This is a genomic window from Clostridium sp. CAG:221 (assembly GCA_000435835.1).
Lineage (GTDB): Bacteria > Bacillota > Clostridia > Clostridiales > Clostridiaceae > Clostridium.
Genome location: FR883400.1, coordinates 37,499 through 56,402 on the forward strand (window position 1 = coordinate 37,499; position 18,904 = coordinate 56,402).

Consider the following 18,904-nt stretch of genomic DNA (forward strand, 5'->3'; position numbering starts at 1 on the left):
ATAAAATTCTTCTGCTTCCATTTAAACATAAAAATATCTAAATAAAATTATAATATATTTTTATATAAAATAAAAGGCTAAAGGTAGATAAAATCTGCTTTTAGCTTTATTTTTTTATGTAAAACTATTGACCGTTTATACTACATGTAGTATAATATAATTGTAGAGAGGGGGAGGAAAAGTGATTAAAAAACTAAAAAAGCTTGATAAACTACTTGCGATAGTTATCAAGCTTATGATAAAAATAGCGATTATAAAAGAACTTATAGAAATAATTTTATAAAAGCTAACAACCAATAGAGGGGATTAATCCCCTCGCTAAAATAATACAATATTAATCACTTAAAATCAATATGAAGAATAATGTACCAGTATTAATTGTTAAAATAGTTTTCAAAATATTAGTAATTATAGCATTAGCATATTTAATAATAAAATTATAATTTAGGAGAATGGAGTATATGACAAAAGAATTAAAAAAGCAAACAATAGCAAATAAGAAATGGGAAGAAAAAAATAAAGAATATTCTAGTTACTTAAAAAGCAGATCATCAGCAAGAAGCTTCATAAAAAATAAAGCTACCCTAGAAGATTTGGAGCAGTTAGAAGAATTTATTAAAAATAGAAGAGAAGAATTAAATAAATAACAATAAAAAAGCAGTTACTAAAATAAATTAGTAGCTGCTTTTTTGTTTTCTTAAATTATCATGGAAAATACATATCTATTAATATTATTTATAAAATCAGTAGAAATAATACATGCTTATTATATATCAAATTAAATAGAAATAAAATATAAAATTAATAAATAGTAAGTAAATAAGAAACCTTTTAATAATACAAATAATATCTATTTAACAGGTCAGAAATTGACCTTAATCTATACTTATGTTATCTATATCTATCTTATCTATATTTATATATAACTACTAACGTAGTTATAATAGTAGTTAGTTTTTACTCATAAAAAAATAAAAGCCTTAGATTTGTAATTCTAAGACTTTCTTTTTTCCCATTTAATATCATAACCAAGTATATCGGCAATTTCTAAAACTTCAGAGTATTTTAAAGATTCTCGTCTAATTTTATTGGATAAATTTTGCATAGTAAATTCAGTTCCTGTACGTTTGTTTAGTTCTTCAGCTACATCAGTTATGGTAAAACCATTAGATACGATATATCCTTTAATTTCATCTTTTAAAGCCATATATAAAGACCTCCTTATTAGTTAAATTATACTGTAGAATTTAAAATAAGTCAAAATTATTTAAAAATTGTAATATAAATTTAAATATAAGTATTGACTAATTAAACTTTGTGGTTTAATATAAAATTGTTAAGTGAATTGTTAAACAAATTTAAATAAGGGAGGAAGCTACAATGAAAAATATACAATTCTTACAAATTGACTTTAATCTAATAACAGATACAAAAATCACATCAAATGAATTTAGAATATATGCATATCTATTAAGCTTATACAATGATAATAAAAAATGTAGCTATCCATCTTTAGAAGCTATAGCAAATAAACTTAATATATCTTTAACAACAGTAAAAAAATCAATTAAAAGACTTGCTGAATTAGGATATATGAAAATAGAAAAAAAGAAAACTGATAGAGGGTTTTTTAACACTTATACTTCATTCAAAAATATGATTAAGAAGAAGATTAATAAAAAATCATCTAAAAAAGCCAAAGATAATAAAACTACACCAGTTGATAGCAATGGAGAGAAACCATTAGATGGTCAAGTTCATGTAGATGAATTATTAGATAGTGCTACTCCTGAACTTCAAGCTAATGATTTTTCAATAGATCCTAAGGAAATAGAATTAGTTTCAAATGAAACTGGCTTAGAAGAAAATCAAGCTAAAGAGTTATTAAAAATTGCTAATACTAGCAGAATACTTGAAGTTTATGAGTATTCAAAAGATAGAGCAAATGAGTTGTTTTCTTATATGTTTTCAGCTATAAAAAAGAATTGGACCATAAGAAAAAATTATGCTCCAGCTCCATCAATTTATGTAAATAATGAAAATATTGAAACTGGACGAGGAAATTATACTTCTAATAATAGCAAAAGATTTAAAAGACAAGTTACTGAAGAAGAAATAAGAAAAGCTGAAGAGTTAGAAAATGCTTTGCTTGGATGGGTTTAATAGATAGGAGTTGAATTGTAATGAGTATAGAAAGCAGAATAAGAGAAATTAAAAGATGTTTACTTCATGAGAAAAATAAAGTTTTAAGAAAAATTTATATAGAACATATAAAATTCTTAGAAAGTGAATTAGGAGGGCAATATGATTGATAGAGTACCAGGAGAGCTAATGGTTAAGTTTATAACAAGACATTCATCTGCCAAGGTTTTAGAATATAAAGAAAATGATTATGAACTTTTCTTTACTAAAACGATTTATTGGAAAGATGATAATTTATTAGGAATATATTCAGTGGTAAATTTAAAGTCAACAAATGATGAATATATAGATGATAATTATATGACAGTTAGAGATATAGAAAAATTAATTGAATTAAGTAAATAAAAAAAGCCATGTCACAAGGACACGACTCTCACAACCTAAGTAGAGTATAGCAGTTCTTTTGGCGTGATGTCAAGAGGAGAAACGAAAAAATGAATTTAGAAGAAATTAAAGAGTTTTTAGAGATATTATTTAAATGGAGTTTATATGGAACTGTTTCTACTGGAACAGCTCTTATATTAATGAAGATAATTATTGCATTATTTAAGAAAAAAATAATATTTGCTTTAGAAATTTTATTTTCATAGGAGGGAAAATGACCAAAATGGTCAACCATTGCCACATATAGATGAAGATATAAAAAGTTTTTTTGAATAATATAATAATCAGAAAGGGGGTGCAGCATAATTACTACACCCTTTTATTTTACCTTTCATCAGATAAGCCAATAAGATAATCAACACTTACCTTAAATACTCTAGCAATTTTAATAAGAGTATGAGTTGCTGGAAATAAATCTCCACTTTCATATTTACTTATAGTACTTCTACTAATATTCAATAATTTACCTAGTTTATATTGAGTATAATTACACTCCTTTCTTAATTTGTAAAATCTTTCACTAAAAAAGTGATACATATTATTCCTCCTTTGTAATATAACGTCAAAATGTTCAAAACTAGAACATTTTTTTGCTAAAACCATATATTTTTAACAAAAGAATTATGCTAGAATAAACCTGCCAAAAGAAATGAAAGGAGAAAATATAAAAATATGATAAAGCCACCGATTTCACGTATGGGAGGTAAAAGTAAATTAAGGAACAAAATAATTAATATGCTGCCAAGTCATACAACATATATAGAGCTATTCTTTGGAGCAGGATGGGTTTATTTTGGGAAAGATAAATCTAAAGTAGAAGTAATCAATGATATTGATAAAGAATTAATAAATCTATTTAAAATAATTAAATATCATACACCAGAAATTAAACGTTTACTAGAATATGAGTTTTCAGGAAGAGATATATTTGAAGAATATAAAAATAGTACATTGGAGCATTTAACTGATATACATAGAGCTATAAGATTTTTATACTTAATAAATAATAGTTTTGCAGGAAAAGGAAAGCATTTTGGTTATGGAACTACAAAAATTCCAAACCAAAAAATATTTTTAACAGAGCATTTAAATGAAATAAAGGAAAGGTTAAACAATACATATGTAGAGAATTTATACTTTGAAAAAATTATTGATAAATATGATAGAGAGGAAAGTTTATTTTTTTGTGATCCACCTTATTTTGAAACTGCTGGATATGATTATAAATTTACAGAAGATGATCATATATTATTAAGGGACAAGCTAAGCAATATAAAAGGAAAGTTTATATTGACAATAAATGATCATGAAAAAGTTAGGGAGTGGTATAAAGATTTTAATATAGAGGAAGTTGATGTTAACTATTCAATATCAAAAGAAAAAAGTGGAAGAGGAAAATATAAAGAATTGATAATAACTAATTATTAAAGGGAGTATAAAGCACATAGTTATGAAAGAAGAAATTAGCACTAATGACATATTGAAATTTGGAAATGTAAAAGTTATTATAGAGTATAAAGGTAAACAAGTATTAGTTGATGTACCTAAGGAGCTAAAATACTATATAATAGGATATATGGAAGCAAGAATGTAAATTAAAGGGTTAGCTTAATGTTAACCCTTTTACTGTCTTTTTGAATGGACAAGTTGTGCAGCAGCAATTACTGCAAAAAAGGCAGGAGCTGAAGTTCATATATACGAAAAAACAGATTTGCTTTTAGGCCTTGGTAATGTTGGCGGAATAATGCGAAATAACGGTAGATATACAGCTTCAGAGGAACTTATAGCATTAGGCGCAGGAGATTTAATAAATCTAACAGATTTATATTGTACTCATAAAGATATAGATTTTCCAGGACATAAGCATGCCACATTATATGATGTAAATGTTATTGAAGGTCGTGTAAGAGAGTATATAATTTCATTAGGTATAAATGTTCATCTAGAAAAGCGTGTTCGTGATGTTGAAGTAGAGGATCACAAGATAAAAAGATTACTTTTAAGTGATGACAGCTATGTTGATGGTGATGTATTTATTGAAACAACTGGAACCACTGGACCAATGGGAAACTGTTTAAGATATGGTAATGGCTGTTCAATGTGTGTATTAAGGTGTCCATCTTTTGGTCCTAGAATAAGCATAAGTGAAAGATGTGGAGCTTTTGATATTCAAGGAGAGCGTAGCGGTGATGAATTAGGTGCAATGTCAGGTTCATGTAAGCTGGCAAAAGAAAGCTTATCTGATGATATTAGAAAAGAATTAAATGAAAAAGGAGTAGTTGTTCTTAAGATTCCAAAAGAGGATATTAATTATAAAAAACTTGACACAAAAGTTTGTCAGCAATACGCCTTAAAAGAGTTTGCTGAAAATATTGTTCTGTTAGATACAGGTCATGCTGTGTGGTTGAATTTGCAACAATTGGTATAAATCTGGAAGTAGAGGATCTACTTTTTTTTTACGTCTCCACTTCCAATGAAATATACTGTTACATTTTGAGTATTACCATCCCATAGAATTTTATCTACTAAAACACCTATTAGGAGTCTTTGTTCATTAGAATCTAGTTGTCTTATATCAGCACACTTTTCTAGTAAGCTTTCTATAAAGTCTAGGTCTAATTTCTTGTAGTTTGAATCTTGGATTTCTTTTGAGATTTTATCTAATTCTTGTTGTAACTCTTGCATTTCATTTTTAGTGGCTCGTATTCTTTGTATTATTATATCGTCTATATCATCAGCAACTGCTAACTTATCTACCAGATTATTTAGAATTTTTTGTTTGGCCTCAATGTCTTTTTGAATTGCATTTTGCTTTAGTTTTACATCTTTATTTTTCTTTACTGCGTCATTTTTCTTTTTTAGGCTTTGGATATAGCTTTTCTTATTTTTGCCTAGCTTTTCTAGCTCTAGGAGTAATAAATTCTCTACATCCTCTACCTTTAGATTTTTATTTTTACATAGTTCACTTTTAGATTTCTTTTTTAATGAACAGGAGTAGTAGAATTGTCTTTTTCCTATATCTTTTTTTATGTTTCCATGAACTACCTGCATGTAGTTATTACAGTGGGCACAATAAATTTTTCCAACAAGTTTTGCATTGTGGGTTCTTGCCTTTTTAGGGAAGGAACCTCTATTGCCTTTAAATTGCTCTTGTACTGCAATCCATTTATCTGCATCAATTATGCCAGGACAATTACTTATTGCAGCTATCCAATTTTCTTTATCATTTGATATTTTAGTTGATCTTCCGTTTCTAGTTACTTGCTTTGTCTTATTGTAGCTAAGATAGCTATGTTTGCCATCAGGTTCACCATATACATTCCATCCATCATCCTCAAGCCACCTCTTAAGTTCAGGGGAGCTTATTGCATAAACAGGGTTATTTAATATTACCTTTAATGATGTTTTTTCAAGAAGAATATTTCTATTTGATTTAATGTTGTGAGAAGCAAAGTAAACTTCTGTCTTATGTAATGATCCTTCTCTTAGATAGGTATCATAAATTAAGTTAACTAATTGTAGTTCTTCATCATTTTTCACAAGCTTAACTAATTTTCTTTCATTACCTTCTTCATCAATATAAGATGAGCTTTCACTATCAAAGCCAAGTGGAGTTCTACCTCCAGACCATTTTCCTGACTTAGCTAGTTCAACCATATTATCTCTTACACGCTCAGCAATGGTTTCACGTTCCAGTTGTGCAAATACAGAAGCTATGTATATCATAGCTCTTCCCATTGGAGTAGTTGTATCAAACTGTTCCTTAATACTTATAAAGTCAACTCCATAGCTTTGAAGCTCTTCTAAGGTAGTGGAGAAGTCAGATACATTTCTACTAATTCTATCAAGTCTGTAGCATATTAAAATATCAAATTTTTCTTTTTTAATATCACTAAGAAGCTTTTGGAACTTTGGCCTATTGATATTTCCACCAGAAAATCCTTCATCTTCATAAATGATATATTCAGGGTCATTATTTCTATAGTGAGTCTCTATATAGTCCTTACACATTTGAATTTGATTACCTATGGAATCACCTTTACCTGTATATTTACTTTTTCTTGAGTAAATAGCAATCTTCATCTAATCACCTCGTTTTAGTATATGCAATTTTATTACAAATTAAATATATTTTAGCTTTATCTTGATAAGTTCTATAGGTAAATTTTCCATAGCAGCCATTTCTTCAATTGTATGATGCTTATATTCATGAAACAATGAATCCTCAATAAGTAATTCAGCTGCAAAAGTATTAGCTGCAATCTCAAACTTTTCTTTAGAATAGAAAGTGTTACTTTCTAAATAGGTAATATTAGTTTTTGGATGAAGAATTGCATGGCCAAGTTCATGTGCTAGGACATGACGTTCCATTAATTACGCATTACATCTTATGTTTTTTATATATTATTTTTTATATTTATTGGGTGTGTATTTCTTATTCTTTTCTTTTGCAAGGGCCATACCCATTTCCATTGCATCAAGAATGCTTTGGATAGCTTCTTCTGAAGCTGGTTCACCATTAAATAGTAAAGTCTCTGTATTCATTAACTATTATTCTAAGATTGAACTTGGACTAAGAAATCCAAGCTATAATTTTATGGAAAAATTTAAAGCTAACTTTGGAGATGCATGTGTGGATGAGATTTTTTTTAAGAAAAAATAACACATAACGTGTGATTGCATTTTTAATTGTAACAAGAAGAAGTGTACAAGCATAGTATAGATTATTAATTTATAGGAGGCCAGATAGTGACGATTACATGTATTTATCCAGAGGATATGAGTATTTTAGAAAACAAGTTAATAGATACATTAACAGATATTGCAATACAAAAGTTTACCTCTGAGGAAATAGATTTAATTGTTGATTATCTTGAGGAAAATGATTGTAAATACTTCGATTAACTTATGAGAAAATGGCTAATTAGCCTTAATAGAGTAAGGATTAACATAATAAAGAATTTGTTAAAGGGTGAATTTAATAAGTATTAGCTAAGGAGCTAATTAGAAAAGGAGTGATGCGTAATGGAATTAATTAAGATAATAGAAAGAGAAGGTAGACAATTAGTAAGCGGTAGAGAATTACATGAGTTTTTAGAAATAAGAACTAAATATAAGGATTGGTTCCGAAGAAAGGTTGAGTATGGGTTTGAGGAAGAGATTGATTTTATAAGGGTAGCTCAAAAAAGAGCAACCAATAATTTAAAGAATCCAGTGACTACAGTAATAGATCATGCAATTTCTATAGATATGGCAAAAGAAATATCAATGATACAAAGAACAGAAAAAGGAAAGATAGCTAGACAATACTTTATTAACTGTGAAAAGAAACTAAAAGAAGTTAAAAAACTAAGTCCAATGGAATTAATGGAGTTACAATTTAAAGCTTTAAAGGAACAGAAAGAAAAAATAGCACAAGTTGAAAATAGAGTAGATAAGCTTGAAAAGGACATGCCTTTGTTTCAAATAGATTGCAAAGAGATACAAGCATTAGTTAGAAAGAAAGGTATAGAAGCTTTAGGTGGATACAGGAGCGTAGCTTACAATGATAATTCACTTAGAGGAAAAAAGAATTCATGCTAACTTTGATAATAGGGATTTAATAGTTAGCCTTAGTTATGATGCAGCTAATCTTCCAAATAGTGAAGAGGCTGCTATTCGTGATAGAAATAATTATATTAGGAGAATTAAAAACTTTAGGAAGAGGAATGGACTTGATGAATTAAAATATATAGCAGTTTTAGAATATAGAGAAGCTACAGATGATAAAAGAACAAAAACAAGAATCCACCATCACATTATAATATCTGGAATGGATAGAGATAAGGCAGAAGAACTATGGGGAAAAGGCACAGCTAATGCAAATAGAATGCAAGCTAATGAACTAGGCTTTGAAGAATTAGCAAATTATCTTTCAAAGGATCCTAGAGGAAAGAAAAGATGGAGCCAATCTAAAAATATAGTTATACCCATGCCAGAAATTAATGATTATAAGTATTCAAATAAAAAATTATATGAGCTATCACAAAACCAAGGGGAAAGAGAAGTCTTTGAGAAGCTTTATCCTGGGTTTATTTATACTGACCATGATGTTGTGTTTAATGATGTTGATAGTGGTATTTATGTTTATATAAAGATGAGAAGAGTAGAGTAGTATATATAATTATAAATCTATTATCTTTATGATATATGTATTAATTTATATAATGAATTTTATGTAGAGCTCATAAAATATAAATGGGTTTTTGGAATTGTTAGGTAAATTATGTTGATATATAGTAAATAAATTACTAAAATTATGAGTGAAATAGAAATTTTTATTTAACTTAATTATTTAGAATAATGAAAAGATAACCAAATCATAAATAAATTGAGGTTATGCTATATAGTTAGAAATATAGAAACTTGAAGGAGGTTTAGATTATGAGTTTATTAGATGCTCATAAAGGATATGAATACCAAGATTTATTTACGGCATATCATATTATAAATATGTTATTAACTGATGACAGTGCTATCTTCAAGATTGATCAAAAAGAATCTGAAAATGATAAGTTTGATGATATTACTATTATTACAAGTGATTCAATAATGAAGAAACAGATTAAGTATAGTGATAATAAAATATTTGAAAAAGCAGATTTGTCTTCTGAAAAATACGATTTAGCACTAGATACATTATTTAGATCATGGCAAGAATTGCCGAAGGACAAGAACATTGATATCAGGATTTGTTTGGCATGGGAGTTGCTTGTGGATTCTCAAGACATTGATTTTTTAATAGAGCAAGATGTAACTAATTTGTATAAAAGCAATGATGTTAAGGTATTAAAAATTAATCTTGAAAGTATATGGCCTTCAGATGGAATTCCTATTTCATCATGGAGACGATTAAGAGGGAAGTCCACGGATATTAATAGAGATGAATTTCAGAAATTTATTAATGATTTAACTATTGAAGTGAATCTTCCAAAATCAAGTACAGATTTTACCAATCCTGGTGACTTAGAGAATTTGGTTATAAATGGCCTAAGGCTCTTTGGTATTGGGAAATTTCCAAATGATAAGAAATCAGTAGTTGATGTTTCCATGCACTTGATATATATCATTAAAGGACTGCGTGCAAGAGGTGAAGTTATTGAACTAAATAAATTGATTTTTGACTTAGGTCTGAAGAAAAGTTACGGAAACATTGAGCAGAGTTTTAAGATTGATAGATCTATTAATGTACTAAATTCAACAAGATATCATGAATTTAAGGATTTTGTATTTACAAACAATAAAGTATGTCTACTTGGTGAACCTGGTTCAGGAAAGTCTTGGTTCATTCAAAACTTTATAAGCTTTCTCGATGAACAAGGAATTAAAGTTATTCAGCATTATTGTTATACGGGAATAGATGATCTATATGAAAAAGAAAGAATAACTATAAATGTATTCTTAGCGAATTTAATAAGTGACATTATTGAGGTATTTCCACACTTAGAGTCATATAAGCTTTCGAAATATGGGGTGGATTTTGATGAATTGCAAGTTTTAATTAATAATATAAAAGAAGAAGTAGTATTAATTGTAGATGGATTAGATCATATTGGTAGAATATATAGTTTTCATAAAAAAACAATGAAACAAATTGAGACTGAAATTGTGGAAGTAATATCACGGCTGAGGTTTCCTGACAACGTAAAAGTTATTTTAGCCTCACAGCCAATTACTGAGGTTATTAATTTGTGCAATCATAACTTTAAGGAGTTTTCAGTGAAACCTTGGGACATTGGTGAAGTAAAAGAATTTATTACAAATAATAGCTTAACAGACGTTGAACTGGATTTTCACTGTATGTTATCAGACTTATTGATTGAAAAAAGTTCAGGGAATCCATTATATTTAACGTATTTAGTAAACGAATTATCTAAATACACTCATGTTATGATAACAAGAGAATTGATTGAAGGATTCCCAGCTTATAATACCAATTTGGAAAATTACTATTCATTTTTAATGACAAAACTCTCTGAAAGTCAAAAGGTGCCACAAATATTGGCAGGTTCTCCATTTCCATTAACAGAATCTGAACTTAAGGAGATTACTTCTTTAGGTGTATATGTTTCTAAAAGTTTAGAGGCTATTAGAAGTATATTATCTTATAGTAGTTGCTATGGAGGTTATAAAATTTATCATGAGAGTTTTAGAAGATATGTTCTTGAATTACTAGAAGAAAATGAAGTTAGTGTAGATAAAGCCATTTATTCATACTTGATAGACTGGTTGAAAAAAAAGGGATTCTATGAAGATAGAAAGTCGTATCTAAATTTACTTGGACTTCTTTTTGAAGCTAAACGCTACGAAGAAATTTTAGAATATTGCAATAAGGAATTTGTTGTTGACAGCGTTTTTTATGGTAATAACATTAACTCTATAAAAAGAAATTTTGAGATTTTAATGAAGACATCTTGTAAAGCTAAAAATTATGGGGCCGTAATCATATGTACTGAATTGAGTAATATGATTTATAGTCTAGAATATGCATTTGATGAAAATTCACAGTATTATTATCTTGGATTAGGTCTTATTAATGGGTTCGAAAAACTTGAAAATATTTTAGTTTACGAAGGACGAAATGCACTAAGTTGCACTGAAGGATTAAAAGTCTGTTATCTATGCTCTGAAAATAATGTAATTCCTGAATGGGACGAGTATATAAGGTTACTCATAGAATCAAAGAAATCTAATCAAATAGTGCAAAAGAGTTATGATGAGCAATTAGAAGAGTATAGATATTTTATTTGTGCATGTTTAGATACTGGCCGAAATATGATTGATAAGATTGAAAAAGTTGCAGTTAAAGACGCATATGATAAGAGGACGGTGATAATAACTGAATATTCAAGGAGAGGATTAATTGAAGAATTAAAAGCACTGGTAAACCAACTTGAGGAACAAGAACATTGGAGAGAAAGTATAGATGTATTCGAGGGTAAGTATATAATTGATGAACAATATCTTGATACTGCTCTTGAGATATTATTGGACTCAGATTCATACTCTAATGACACTTTAATTGCGTTAAATTACTATATTAGTAACATTGAATGGATTATTACAAACCATTCAAATAAATTAAATGATTTTATTAAGTGTGCTGAAAATAGAAATTGGTATTATAATTGGTTAATATATGTATTTAAAGTGAGTAAAGTAATTGTTGAAGCAAAAGAAAATAAGTCTATTGATGAGTCAAAACTAATAGAAGCATATTTATGGTTAACAAAGGACATGGAATGCTTTAAGGGTAAACCGCGTACTTGTGATTTGTACAATTATAATACAATTATATTTGAATCAATAGTATCACCACTTGAACTAGTATCAACTGAATCTACATGGCGTACAATACTTGGTTTGATTGCTGAGATGTCAAGTAAAACTATGACTACGCTAATGGGGGCTACTTGCGGTCCACTACCTACGTACAAACTTTTCGAGTTATTCTTAGTAATAGCAAATGATATAAATTGTACAGTTTTAACAGAAATATTTGAAGAAAAAATAGGCGATGAGGATAAACGAAGATTTTATTCATATTTGGCTGATTATAGTTTTAAACATGCAATTATCCTTTCAAAGGGTGGTCGGTTAGACAAAGCAAAAGTTGAATTTCGAAGAGGTGTAGAGTATCTATTGTCTTATTCATTTAGAAAGGATCGTACACTAAGTCGACTGATAGATAGTGTCGAGAGTATTTATAAAATTGATGTGGAAACTGGTATTCAGAATATATTAAGACTAAAGCCATTAGCCGATGCCGTTGTATATCATACTGATGGCAGAAGTACACAAACTTATCCAAAAGAGTGGTTCGAGGTTTTGGCTAGAACTAACAGAGATATTGCTATGACATATCTGAGTTATGAGCTATTGGATTCACCAAATTATTGGGCCTTAGAAGAAAGTTTAGATAATCTTTTAGAAATTATGAATAGTGAAGTAGATCCTATTATAGAAAATTCTCTTTTTAAAACGAGACCTAATGAAATTAGTCCTAGCACTATTAGTAGTTATTTAAACAACATACGAGTTCTAAGTAATAATTCTCAAAAGGAATTAGCTAGAGTTTCTATGAGAGAATTGATAAATAGATATCCGAAAGGAATCTATGAAGATGATTATGAGAAAATAAAAGGATTGTGTGAGCAACTGAACGTAGAATTTAATTCTGAAATTATATTAAATCGTAGTTCAAATAGAACATATGATATAGGTAGAGGAAAGAAGTTTAGTTATGATAAACATGTGAGTCGTTTAAGTTTTGATGTAATGTCTTTTGAGGAAATACTTGAGTATATTGTTGATTTTGGAATAAATGAAAGTGATATTCAAGGATTGTATATATACTTGCAGTCAATTAGTGAGTTGAGTGATGACTCAAAAATGTTTATCAACAACCTAATAAAGCACATATATGATAGAAGGAGCGATGATGAAAGTAGAGAAAGAATACTAAAAGTTATTGATGCTTTAGATTTAAATTCAGAAGTTATGGCGTATATTTACATAGCGATGTTTTTGAATCATAAAGATGGGTGGTATCAGAGGTTAACTGAAACAGGATATTATATTAAAGCAGTAGAATATAATAGAGAAGTAGCGGAGGAGTATTTTTTTGAATATTTTTATAATAATCTTTATTCGGTTGACTATAATTTGGCAGTAGGTGATAAAATAATAAATGCGTTAACAGCGGTTGGATATGATGGTGAATTAATTCTTCATTATTGGGAGTCATTGTTTGAGATAATTAATTTTAGACTATCAGGACAATATGATTATAATTATAAGGAAATAGTTGAAAAGTCTAAAGAGTTCTCTTCTATAGAAAAAGCAATGTTTCTATTACTTACTCGTTTAAAATATGGTGAAGCAAATCGTTATAGATGGATTATATCTTCGCTTAACAAAATGTTAGAACAGCCAGAGTATCGTATATCTTTCATAAAACCTTTCAAGCGTTATATTGAAAAGAAGGATAGATTCATTGACTACTCACTAATTATTTTATTGTGGCTTATTAGAAAGTGGTTTACTGAAGAAGAGTTACGTAAAAACAATTTAATTAATGATTTACTAAGTATTTATCCCACTGATAATGGGATTGTAAACTACTTGATTAGGAAGATTACTGGGCTGAAAGATGAAAGAAATTACGAAAAGTATGTTCACTCATATGATGGTGGAGATAACAGTATTAATTATTTTATAGAAATCTTAACTGAGACAGATAATAGGGTTGCTTTACTAAAGGATAGCGGTGTTGATGTTGGGAATATTGCTAAGAATTATTTTCGTGAAATAAACGATAAGTCTACACGAGAAAATCTACAAGATATAATATATGATAAATCATATAGTGTACTTGTACCAAATGTTTATTTTTATGATATATTAATGAAGCATATGAGTCGTGAAGTAGAAGCATTCCTCAATGGATTTGTAGAATTACCATTTTTAAGTGAAATAGAAGAAAAAATGAATGAAATATTAATTGATGATATAGAGTATTTAATTGCCAATTGCAACTCAATTATTCCTCGTCCATTGGATATTAATATGCCTGAAGAAGTTACTGACTCAATAACTGATGTGTATTCTGAAGAATGGATTTCATTAGCTTACTATGAACGTTGTTATAATAAAAGAGAAAAGTATAAGAATAATTTAATAGAGAATATAGATTCAACAATAGTAATTTCTGGTGTAGTATTCACAGATAAAGAGGATGTTGTTCCTTTAATGAAACTTAAAAAAGAGTATAGGCTATATGATGAAAATAATGAGTTTATTAAACCAGATTATCTTAAAAGAAATTCACTATTAGTTGCTTCTAATCTTAAGATTAATGAGGATATTTATTTAACATTTAGACCATATGATTATCTAAGTATTAGGGGAGAAATTTTGGATGTTCTCGGAATTAAGATTACAGATAATGGTGAAGGGATAATTGGCATAGATAGAACAGGGGAGACCGTGGTGAAGTACTCTAAGTGGGAAGTTTGTTTTGATGATGTTGATACTGGAAGCTATAGAGTTCCTTATATAATAGGATCAGAAGTCAAAGTTAAAAGAGTTGTGTATGATGCGATATGTAAGCTTTTTAGTAGAGAAGCAAAGAGATTTACTATTAAGTTATAATAATAAAAATTAGATGTGAAATTGCAAATGAGTTTTGGGATTATATTGTATAATTTATTTTTATTAATATTTACTATAGAGTATATAACATTAATAACTTAATGATACCAATATAGTACTAGTTGCCAAAAAGGCATTGGACTTCGAATCCAATGCCTTTTGACTAGTTAAGATCCCATTTTGTAACTTCTCTTTGTACAACTTGAGCGCTGTATTTACTAATTAATGCACCTTTACTTGTTACAAAGATATTGCTTGTGATAATGGTGTCCATTAGAGCTATTACATCTGAGTTTGTAAGTCCAGGTTTTACATCTGAAATTGTAATTGAACTCTTTTCACCACTATCACATAAAAAGACCATTTGTAATGAGTATTCCATGGTTTCTCCTCCCTTCTATAAGATTTGGATTAATAAGCTAAGCGTTGTCTTCTAGCATAGAGATTTCATTAACTAAGGTGTATCTAGTTTGATTAGCTAATACTAATTTAATTGCATCTGCAACTGTTGCTAGAGCTTCTGGTGTAGCATCTCCTTTAATACCTGAAAAATTCTTTTTCTTGTATGATATATTACCCTTATTATCAACACCGCTTTCTACTTCAATACTTAAAGTAGTTGTCATTAATTCTTTTGAAACTGCCATGTTATTCACCTCCTTGTAGCTTGGTATTTAATATATATGGTTTAAAAAGAAGAAATCAAAATTTAATACTAAAATATAAAAAATCTGATAAACTTTTGGCCTATCAGATTTTTTATATTATGCAACTTTGTCTTTTTCATCTTTTACAACAGCACCTAATTTTACTGAAACAATGGTATTTAATGTATTTATACTATTTGATAGTGAAGTAAGTTGCTTTCCTAGTCTAATCAATAGATAGGCTGTAATAGCTATTGGGAAGCCAGTACTGCCTATTAATGATATAAGATCTAAATTTTCCATGATATCACCTCCAAATAATATATATGGTTTTGAAGCATGGAGTTAAAGGCTATTTATTTATAAAAAATAAATCAGTAAGTTTTCATACTGATTTATTCGTTATCAAAGAGACAATGGAAGTAATGATTGATTGCCATATCTACTATAGAGCTTATATAAATTATATCTGGATGCATGGCTTTGATTTGTTCTAGCTTCTTTAGGGTTGAGAATCTTAGCATATAGCATCTTTTATATTCTAGCTTTTCTCCATCTATTGGAGGGGTAAGTCCATTTACTATTGATAGTTTTCTCATATCTAAAATATCTGTATTATTCTTTTTAGATTTTTGTTTTTCTACTTTAGATTTTTCTGTTGTATTTGGAGCAGTATGTGCAAATTGCACTGGCTCATTTGTAAATGAAAAGCCTTCTACTAAGTTACCTTTTATTTCACCAGGTTCTTCAAAACCTATTTCCTCACATTCTTCTTCATAACATATGTCGCTTGGATCTATAATTAACCCTTTAGTTCTTCCCACTAAAAACGCCCCTTTCATACTGAATATATATGGGAATAGAAGAATGGTTATATGGATATTCTTATATTTTCATATATAAAAGAATATAAGAATAAAAGAATATGCGGGAAACATCAGGGATTGTGAGGTTTATTAATAAAAAAGATCCTTTGAATTTGAATTATTAGTTTTTAAACCATATATCTTTAATGAGAAAAGTTTAAGGGGTGTGGTATTATGATATCTAATAGAATTAAAATTACTGAAGAGGGAGAACTTTATGACAGATTAGAGATTGCTTTAGCAATTAGAAATTCAACATATAATGATGAGCTTAAGTGTTCACTTATGGACCAAAATATAATTAAGAACTGTGAGACCTGTAGCTTAAAGTTTATTTGTGATGGCATTGATGGGCTAGCAGATGATTATATAAAAAAGACAACTAAGGTTGTTAGTAGCTTTACACTATAAGCTTGAGAGGAATGTCACAATATAAATACTAGCTATGAAATTTCAGCTTAACAATAATTCAATTTTTGTTTAAGCTAGAATAATCTTGGTGTATAATAGTAAGAGAAAAATAATAAATATTTATTTGAGGTGTTGGCTATGGATACATTTATTCCTAGATATAGATATAAATTTAAAGATGAATTACCACATGGAGATAAAAGATATATTTTAACTTATGTTAAGCAGATGATTAGTGAGTTTGTTTATGATATGGGAAATTTGGAAAATAATCCATTTACTTTTCCAGAGGTACAAACATTACTTGATGGCATTACTGTTGGTGGCCATAAGTTAAGTGATCAAAATCAAATACTAAATATAAAGTCATCATGGGATTATGTTGTTAATTTGAGTAGAACAAATTCTTTAGAGTTAAACAAAGAAGTTATTTGTGATATTCATAGTAAAGTTGCTAAAGATGAGGCATTAATAGTAGGTGACTTTAGAAAGGGTAACATTGGAATTGCAGGTACTGTTGAATATAAGTGTATTAATTATGAGGATTTAGAGGAAGTATTTAAAGCTGATATAGATAAAATAAATTCTATAGATAATTTACTTGAAAAAGCTATTATACTTAATCTATGGCTATCTTACTGTCAGTTCTTTTATGATGGAAATAAGAGAACAGCTAGACTTTCATCAAACCTTATCCTGTTATCAAATGATATAGGAGTACTTTCTATACCAGCTAGATATAAGGTTGAGTATAATAAATTAATGCTAGATTTTTATGAAACTTTAGAAGCTGATGAAGTAATAAAGTTTATATTAGAAAAATGTATAACATTTTTCGATGGATTTAACTATAAAAAATATAATGAATTAATCTAAGGTGTTAAAAATAAATCCTCTCATATGCAGTTAAGCTGCAAAAGAGAGGATTTATTTTTAAAAAGGAAACCTTAATCCTTAATTCATTTATCTCTAATCCAGAAACCATTCTCATACTTTTACCTATATTCAATATTGCAAATTAAATTTTTCTATACATAGATAAACAAATTAATTATTAAGATTTGAATTTATAGCCTGCGGCAGCTAAGGAAATCTTGATTACATCAAAATAGTTTAATATAAAAGGGCTCTGCCCTTAAACCCGGCTCATAATCTATATATGTTAATTCTATTTAATAAAACCATTGCATCATAATGCTAAAAGCTACCGTTCCTTTCACTCACTATGCTTTTAAATTCTGATGCATTAGTTTTATTATATACTCAATTAAACTTTTCTTTTTCGTATCATCCATTGGCTCCATAAAGATTACATTACATGAAATAAGATTTTTTGTAGATATTCCTCTTAAGAAGTAAAAATCATATTTCATTCCAGGTAATCCTTATTCCGCTTAAAAGGAAACCTTTAAAAAAATTCATTTATTATTATCTTGTAATCTAATCTTTATTTTATTTCATAAAAATCTATTTAACTATTTATTATCACTGAAGGTATAAAAGAATTTTTTTTAAGCTCTAAATTATAGTCCTACGGACAGTAGCAGTCCACTTTTTCAAAGTTGACAGAGTAGAAGTTTGGCTTACGCCAAACCACTAAAACAAAAGTGCTAATGCACCTTTTATATTTATAATAATATTTTGTTTTGCTTCATTTTTAATTATTATTTTTATTGATTATGTTAGTAACTATTATTTAAAAGTGTTATTTCTAATATTACTCTTATTATTGAAGCTACTAGTATACTGAAAATTGATACTTTTGGGCCCTTATCCACCACCCGAAATAGTACAGGATATTACCTTTACTATCTTAGGTAATAGGATTAATCTAGTCCTATTTAGGGTACCCGGTGGGGGCTATTATTTAATCTGAAACCTTCCTTTTTAGGAAGCTCTAAATAAATATAATGGGGCCTGCCCCAAACCCTGACTCCTAATCTATTTATGTTAATTCTAACTATTTTTAATCACGAAACTGCGCCCCTTTGGACAGGTAAAAAAATCTTACTACTTAAATGCCTTTTGGGTACAGGTTGCCTAACTAGTACGCCAAAAGTCATTTACTCCGCAATCTTTTTTTACTAGCCTAAGGAGGAGCTTTTACTTTTCTTTAGCAGTCCACTTACCGCTACGCTCACATGGACAGAGTGGAAATAATTTTTATTAATGTCAAGACTATTTTGAACAATTGTGCCAATA

23 protein-coding genes and 1 pseudogene are annotated in these 18,904 nt (G+C 28.5%); 14 read left to right on the top strand and 10 right to left on the bottom strand.

Going from position 1 to position 18,904, the window contains the following annotated elements; all coding sequences use genetic code 11:
- The first annotated feature begins 461 nt into the window (after window positions 1-461).
- Window positions 462-647, top strand: coding sequence for a hypothetical protein (locus tag Q5O44_RS07080; RefSeq protein ID WP_022167706.1), 186 nt, complete (start codon window positions 462-464; stop codon window positions 645-647).
- Between the two features lie 347 nt (window positions 648-994).
- On the opposite strand, the gene Q5O44_RS07085 is transcribed toward Q5O44_RS07080, so the two are convergent.
- On the bottom strand, window positions 995-1,207 hold the full coding sequence (locus tag Q5O44_RS07085; RefSeq protein WP_022167707.1) for a hypothetical protein: 213 nt from the start codon (window positions 1,205-1,207) through the stop codon (window positions 995-997).
- Window positions 1,208-1,380: 173 nt separating this feature from the next.
- Between Q5O44_RS07085 and Q5O44_RS07090 the strand changes: the two genes are divergently transcribed.
- The 4 genes from Q5O44_RS07090 (at window position 1,381) to Q5O44_RS07105 (ending at window position 2,792) form a co-directional block, all read left to right on the top strand.
- The gene (locus Q5O44_RS07090; protein WP_022167708.1) at window positions 1,381-2,163 is read left to right on the top strand and encodes a helix-turn-helix domain-containing protein; all 783 of its coding nucleotides are present in this window, start codon (window positions 1,381-1,383) and stop codon (window positions 2,161-2,163) included.
- 20 nt (window positions 2,164-2,183) lie between these two features.
- Window positions 2,184-2,312: a hypothetical protein gene (locus Q5O44_RS07095; RefSeq protein ID WP_022167709.1), complete on the top strand. Its 129-nt coding sequence runs from the start codon at window positions 2,184-2,186 to the stop codon at window positions 2,310-2,312.
- Window positions 2,305-2,547, top strand: a complete 243-nt coding sequence (locus Q5O44_RS07100; protein WP_022167710.1) for a hypothetical protein — start codon at window positions 2,305-2,307, stop codon at window positions 2,545-2,547. Before Q5O44_RS07095 ends, Q5O44_RS07100 begins: the two co-directional genes overlap by 8 nt.
- An 89-nt stretch (window positions 2,548-2,636) precedes the next feature.
- The gene (locus Q5O44_RS07105) at window positions 2,637-2,792 is read left to right on the top strand and encodes a hypothetical protein (protein ID WP_022167711.1); all 156 of its coding nucleotides are present in this window, start codon (window positions 2,637-2,639) and stop codon (window positions 2,790-2,792) included.
- Between the two features lie 118 nt (window positions 2,793-2,910).
- On the opposite strand, the gene Q5O44_RS07110 is transcribed toward Q5O44_RS07105, so the two are convergent.
- Window positions 2,911-3,123, bottom strand: a complete 213-nt coding sequence (locus tag Q5O44_RS07110; RefSeq protein WP_022167712.1) for a helix-turn-helix domain-containing protein — start codon at window positions 3,121-3,123, stop codon at window positions 2,911-2,913.
- 135 nt (window positions 3,124-3,258) lie between these two features.
- On the opposite strand from Q5O44_RS07110, the gene Q5O44_RS07115 reads away from it, so the two are divergent.
- The 3 genes and pseudogenes from Q5O44_RS07115 to Q5O44_RS07125 all read left to right on the top strand — a co-directional run.
- Entirely contained in the window at window positions 3,259-4,014 is a 756-nt protein-coding gene (locus Q5O44_RS07115; protein ID WP_022167713.1) for a DNA adenine methylase, read from the top strand.
- A 22-nt stretch (window positions 4,015-4,036) separates the two neighbouring features.
- Complete coding sequence (locus tag Q5O44_RS07120; RefSeq protein ID WP_302623425.1) at window positions 4,037-4,180, top strand: hypothetical protein; 144 nt, start codon at window positions 4,037-4,039, stop codon at window positions 4,178-4,180.
- Between the two features lie 66 nt (window positions 4,181-4,246).
- A pseudogene (locus Q5O44_RS07125) lies at window positions 4,247-4,984 on the top strand (FAD-dependent oxidoreductase); the annotation flags it as partial.
- A gap of 47 nt (window positions 4,985-5,031) precedes the next feature.
- Here Q5O44_RS07125 and Q5O44_RS07130 read toward each other — a convergent pair.
- From Q5O44_RS07130 to Q5O44_RS07140, 3 genes are read right to left on the bottom strand one after another with little or no spacing between them, the layout of a single operon-like run.
- Window positions 5,032-6,669: a recombinase family protein gene (locus tag Q5O44_RS07130; RefSeq protein WP_022167715.1), complete on the bottom strand. Its 1,638-nt coding sequence runs from the start codon at window positions 6,667-6,669 to the stop codon at window positions 5,032-5,034.
- 39 nt (window positions 6,670-6,708) lie between these two features.
- A complete protein-coding gene (locus Q5O44_RS07135; protein WP_022167716.1) occupies window positions 6,709-6,957 on the bottom strand; it encodes an ImmA/IrrE family metallo-endopeptidase in 249 nt (82 codons plus the stop codon).
- Between the two features lie 33 nt (window positions 6,958-6,990).
- Entirely contained in the window at window positions 6,991-7,131 is a 141-nt protein-coding gene (locus tag Q5O44_RS07140) for a hypothetical protein (RefSeq protein ID WP_302637184.1), read from the bottom strand.
- 204 nt (window positions 7,132-7,335) lie between these two features.
- Here Q5O44_RS07140 and Q5O44_RS07145 point away from each other — a divergent pair, with 204 nt between their 5' ends.
- The 4 genes from Q5O44_RS07145 (at window position 7,336) to Q5O44_RS07160 (ending at window position 14,778) form a co-directional block, all read left to right on the top strand.
- Entirely contained in the window at window positions 7,336-7,491 is a 156-nt protein-coding gene (locus tag Q5O44_RS07145) for a hypothetical protein (RefSeq protein ID WP_022167717.1), read from the top strand.
- Between the two features lie 120 nt (window positions 7,492-7,611).
- Window positions 7,612-8,169, top strand: a complete 558-nt coding sequence (locus Q5O44_RS07150; RefSeq protein WP_022167718.1) for an antA/AntB antirepressor family protein — start codon at window positions 7,612-7,614, stop codon at window positions 8,167-8,169.
- A complete protein-coding gene (locus Q5O44_RS07155) occupies window positions 8,132-8,740 on the top strand; it encodes a hypothetical protein (RefSeq protein WP_022167719.1) in 609 nt (202 codons plus the stop codon). The genes Q5O44_RS07150 and Q5O44_RS07155 overlap by 38 nt, the downstream gene beginning before the upstream one ends.
- A 269-nt stretch (window positions 8,741-9,009) precedes the next feature.
- On the top strand, window positions 9,010-14,778 hold the full coding sequence (locus Q5O44_RS07160; protein ID WP_022167720.1) for an NACHT domain-containing protein: 5,769 nt from the start codon (window positions 9,010-9,012) through the stop codon (window positions 14,776-14,778).
- Between the two features lie 163 nt (window positions 14,779-14,941).
- On the opposite strand, the gene Q5O44_RS07165 is transcribed toward Q5O44_RS07160, so the two are convergent.
- From Q5O44_RS07165 to Q5O44_RS07180, 4 genes are all read right to left on the bottom strand, one after another.
- Window positions 14,942-15,160 (bottom strand): DUF2922 domain-containing protein, encoded by a 219-nt coding sequence (locus Q5O44_RS07165; RefSeq protein WP_022167721.1) that lies wholly within the window; start codon window positions 15,158-15,160, stop codon window positions 14,942-14,944.
- Window positions 15,161-15,197: 37 nt separating this feature from the next.
- Window positions 15,198-15,425, bottom strand: a complete 228-nt coding sequence (locus Q5O44_RS07170; RefSeq protein WP_022167722.1) for a DUF1659 domain-containing protein — start codon at window positions 15,423-15,425, stop codon at window positions 15,198-15,200.
- 117 nt (window positions 15,426-15,542) lie between these two features.
- Entirely contained in the window at window positions 15,543-15,728 is a 186-nt protein-coding gene (locus Q5O44_RS07175) for a YvrJ family protein (RefSeq protein WP_022167723.1), read from the bottom strand.
- A gap of 92 nt (window positions 15,729-15,820) precedes the next feature.
- Window positions 15,821-16,249: a hypothetical protein gene (locus tag Q5O44_RS07180; protein ID WP_022167724.1), complete on the bottom strand. Its 429-nt coding sequence runs from the start codon at window positions 16,247-16,249 to the stop codon at window positions 15,821-15,823.
- Between the two features lie 216 nt (window positions 16,250-16,465).
- Here Q5O44_RS07180 and Q5O44_RS07185 point away from each other — a divergent pair, with 216 nt between their 5' ends.
- Both Q5O44_RS07185 and Q5O44_RS07190 read left to right on the top strand, forming a co-directional pair.
- Window positions 16,466-16,702, top strand: a complete 237-nt coding sequence (locus Q5O44_RS07185; RefSeq protein WP_022167725.1) for a hypothetical protein — start codon at window positions 16,466-16,468, stop codon at window positions 16,700-16,702.
- Window positions 16,703-16,840: 138 nt separating this feature from the next.
- Window positions 16,841-17,578, top strand: coding sequence for a Fic family protein (locus Q5O44_RS07190; RefSeq protein ID WP_022167726.1), 738 nt, complete (start codon window positions 16,841-16,843; stop codon window positions 17,576-17,578).
- 347 nt (window positions 17,579-17,925) lie between these two features.
- Here Q5O44_RS07190 and Q5O44_RS07195 read toward each other — a convergent pair whose 3' ends face one another.
- A complete protein-coding gene (locus tag Q5O44_RS07195) occupies window positions 17,926-18,075 on the bottom strand; it encodes a hypothetical protein (RefSeq protein ID WP_302637582.1) in 150 nt (49 codons plus the stop codon).
- Window positions 18,076-18,904: the final 829 nt, after the last annotated feature.

Coding starts and splice junctions, on each gene's coding strand:
- Q5O44_RS07095 (WP_022167709.1), top strand. CDS start 2,184: ATGAGTATAGAAAGCAGAATAAGAGAAATTAAAAGATGTTTACTTCAT.
- Q5O44_RS07160 (WP_022167720.1), top strand. CDS start 9,010: ATGAGTTTATTAGATGCTCATAAAGGATATGAATACCAAGATTTATTT.
- Q5O44_RS07090 (WP_022167708.1), top strand. CDS start 1,381: ATGAAAAATATACAATTCTTACAAATTGACTTTAATCTAATAACAGAT.
- Q5O44_RS07175 (WP_022167723.1), bottom strand. CDS start 15,728: ATGGAAAATTTAGATCTTATATCATTAATAGGCAGTACTGGCTTCCCA.
- Q5O44_RS07120 (WP_302623425.1), top strand. CDS start 4,037: ATGAAAGAAGAAATTAGCACTAATGACATATTGAAATTTGGAAATGTA.
- Q5O44_RS07155 (WP_022167719.1), top strand. CDS start 8,132: ATGATAATTCACTTAGAGGAAAAAAGAATTCATGCTAACTTTGATAAT.
- Q5O44_RS07100 (WP_022167710.1), top strand. CDS start 2,305: ATGATTGATAGAGTACCAGGAGAGCTAATGGTTAAGTTTATAACAAGA.
- Q5O44_RS07195 (WP_302637582.1), bottom strand. CDS start 18,075: ATGAAATATGATTTTTACTTCTTAAGAGGAATATCTACAAAAAATCTT.
- Q5O44_RS07085 (WP_022167707.1), bottom strand. CDS start 1,207: ATGGCTTTAAAAGATGAAATTAAAGGATATATCGTATCTAATGGTTTT.
- Q5O44_RS07135 (WP_022167716.1), bottom strand. CDS start 6,957: ATGGAACGTCATGTCCTAGCACATGAACTTGGCCATGCAATTCTTCAT.
- Q5O44_RS07110 (WP_022167712.1), bottom strand. CDS start 3,123: ATGTATCACTTTTTTAGTGAAAGATTTTACAAATTAAGAAAGGAGTGT.
- Q5O44_RS07150 (WP_022167718.1), top strand. CDS start 7,612: ATGGAATTAATTAAGATAATAGAAAGAGAAGGTAGACAATTAGTAAGC.
- Q5O44_RS07080 (WP_022167706.1), top strand. CDS start 462: ATGACAAAAGAATTAAAAAAGCAAACAATAGCAAATAAGAAATGGGAA.
- Q5O44_RS07190 (WP_022167726.1), top strand. CDS start 16,841: ATGGATACATTTATTCCTAGATATAGATATAAATTTAAAGATGAATTA.
- Q5O44_RS07115 (WP_022167713.1), top strand. CDS start 3,259: ATGATAAAGCCACCGATTTCACGTATGGGAGGTAAAAGTAAATTAAGG.
- Q5O44_RS07165 (WP_022167721.1), bottom strand. CDS start 15,160: ATGGAATACTCATTACAAATGGTCTTTTTATGTGATAGTGGTGAAAAG.
- Q5O44_RS07130 (WP_022167715.1), bottom strand. CDS start 6,669: ATGAAGATTGCTATTTACTCAAGAAAAAGTAAATATACAGGTAAAGGT.
- Q5O44_RS07185 (WP_022167725.1), top strand. CDS start 16,466: ATGATATCTAATAGAATTAAAATTACTGAAGAGGGAGAACTTTATGAC.
- Q5O44_RS07170 (WP_022167722.1), bottom strand. CDS start 15,425: ATGGCAGTTTCAAAAGAATTAATGACAACTACTTTAAGTATTGAAGTA.
- Q5O44_RS07105 (WP_022167711.1), top strand. CDS start 2,637: ATGAATTTAGAAGAAATTAAAGAGTTTTTAGAGATATTATTTAAATGG.
- Q5O44_RS07140 (WP_302637184.1), bottom strand. CDS start 7,131: ATGAATACAGAGACTTTACTATTTAATGGTGAACCAGCTTCAGAAGAA.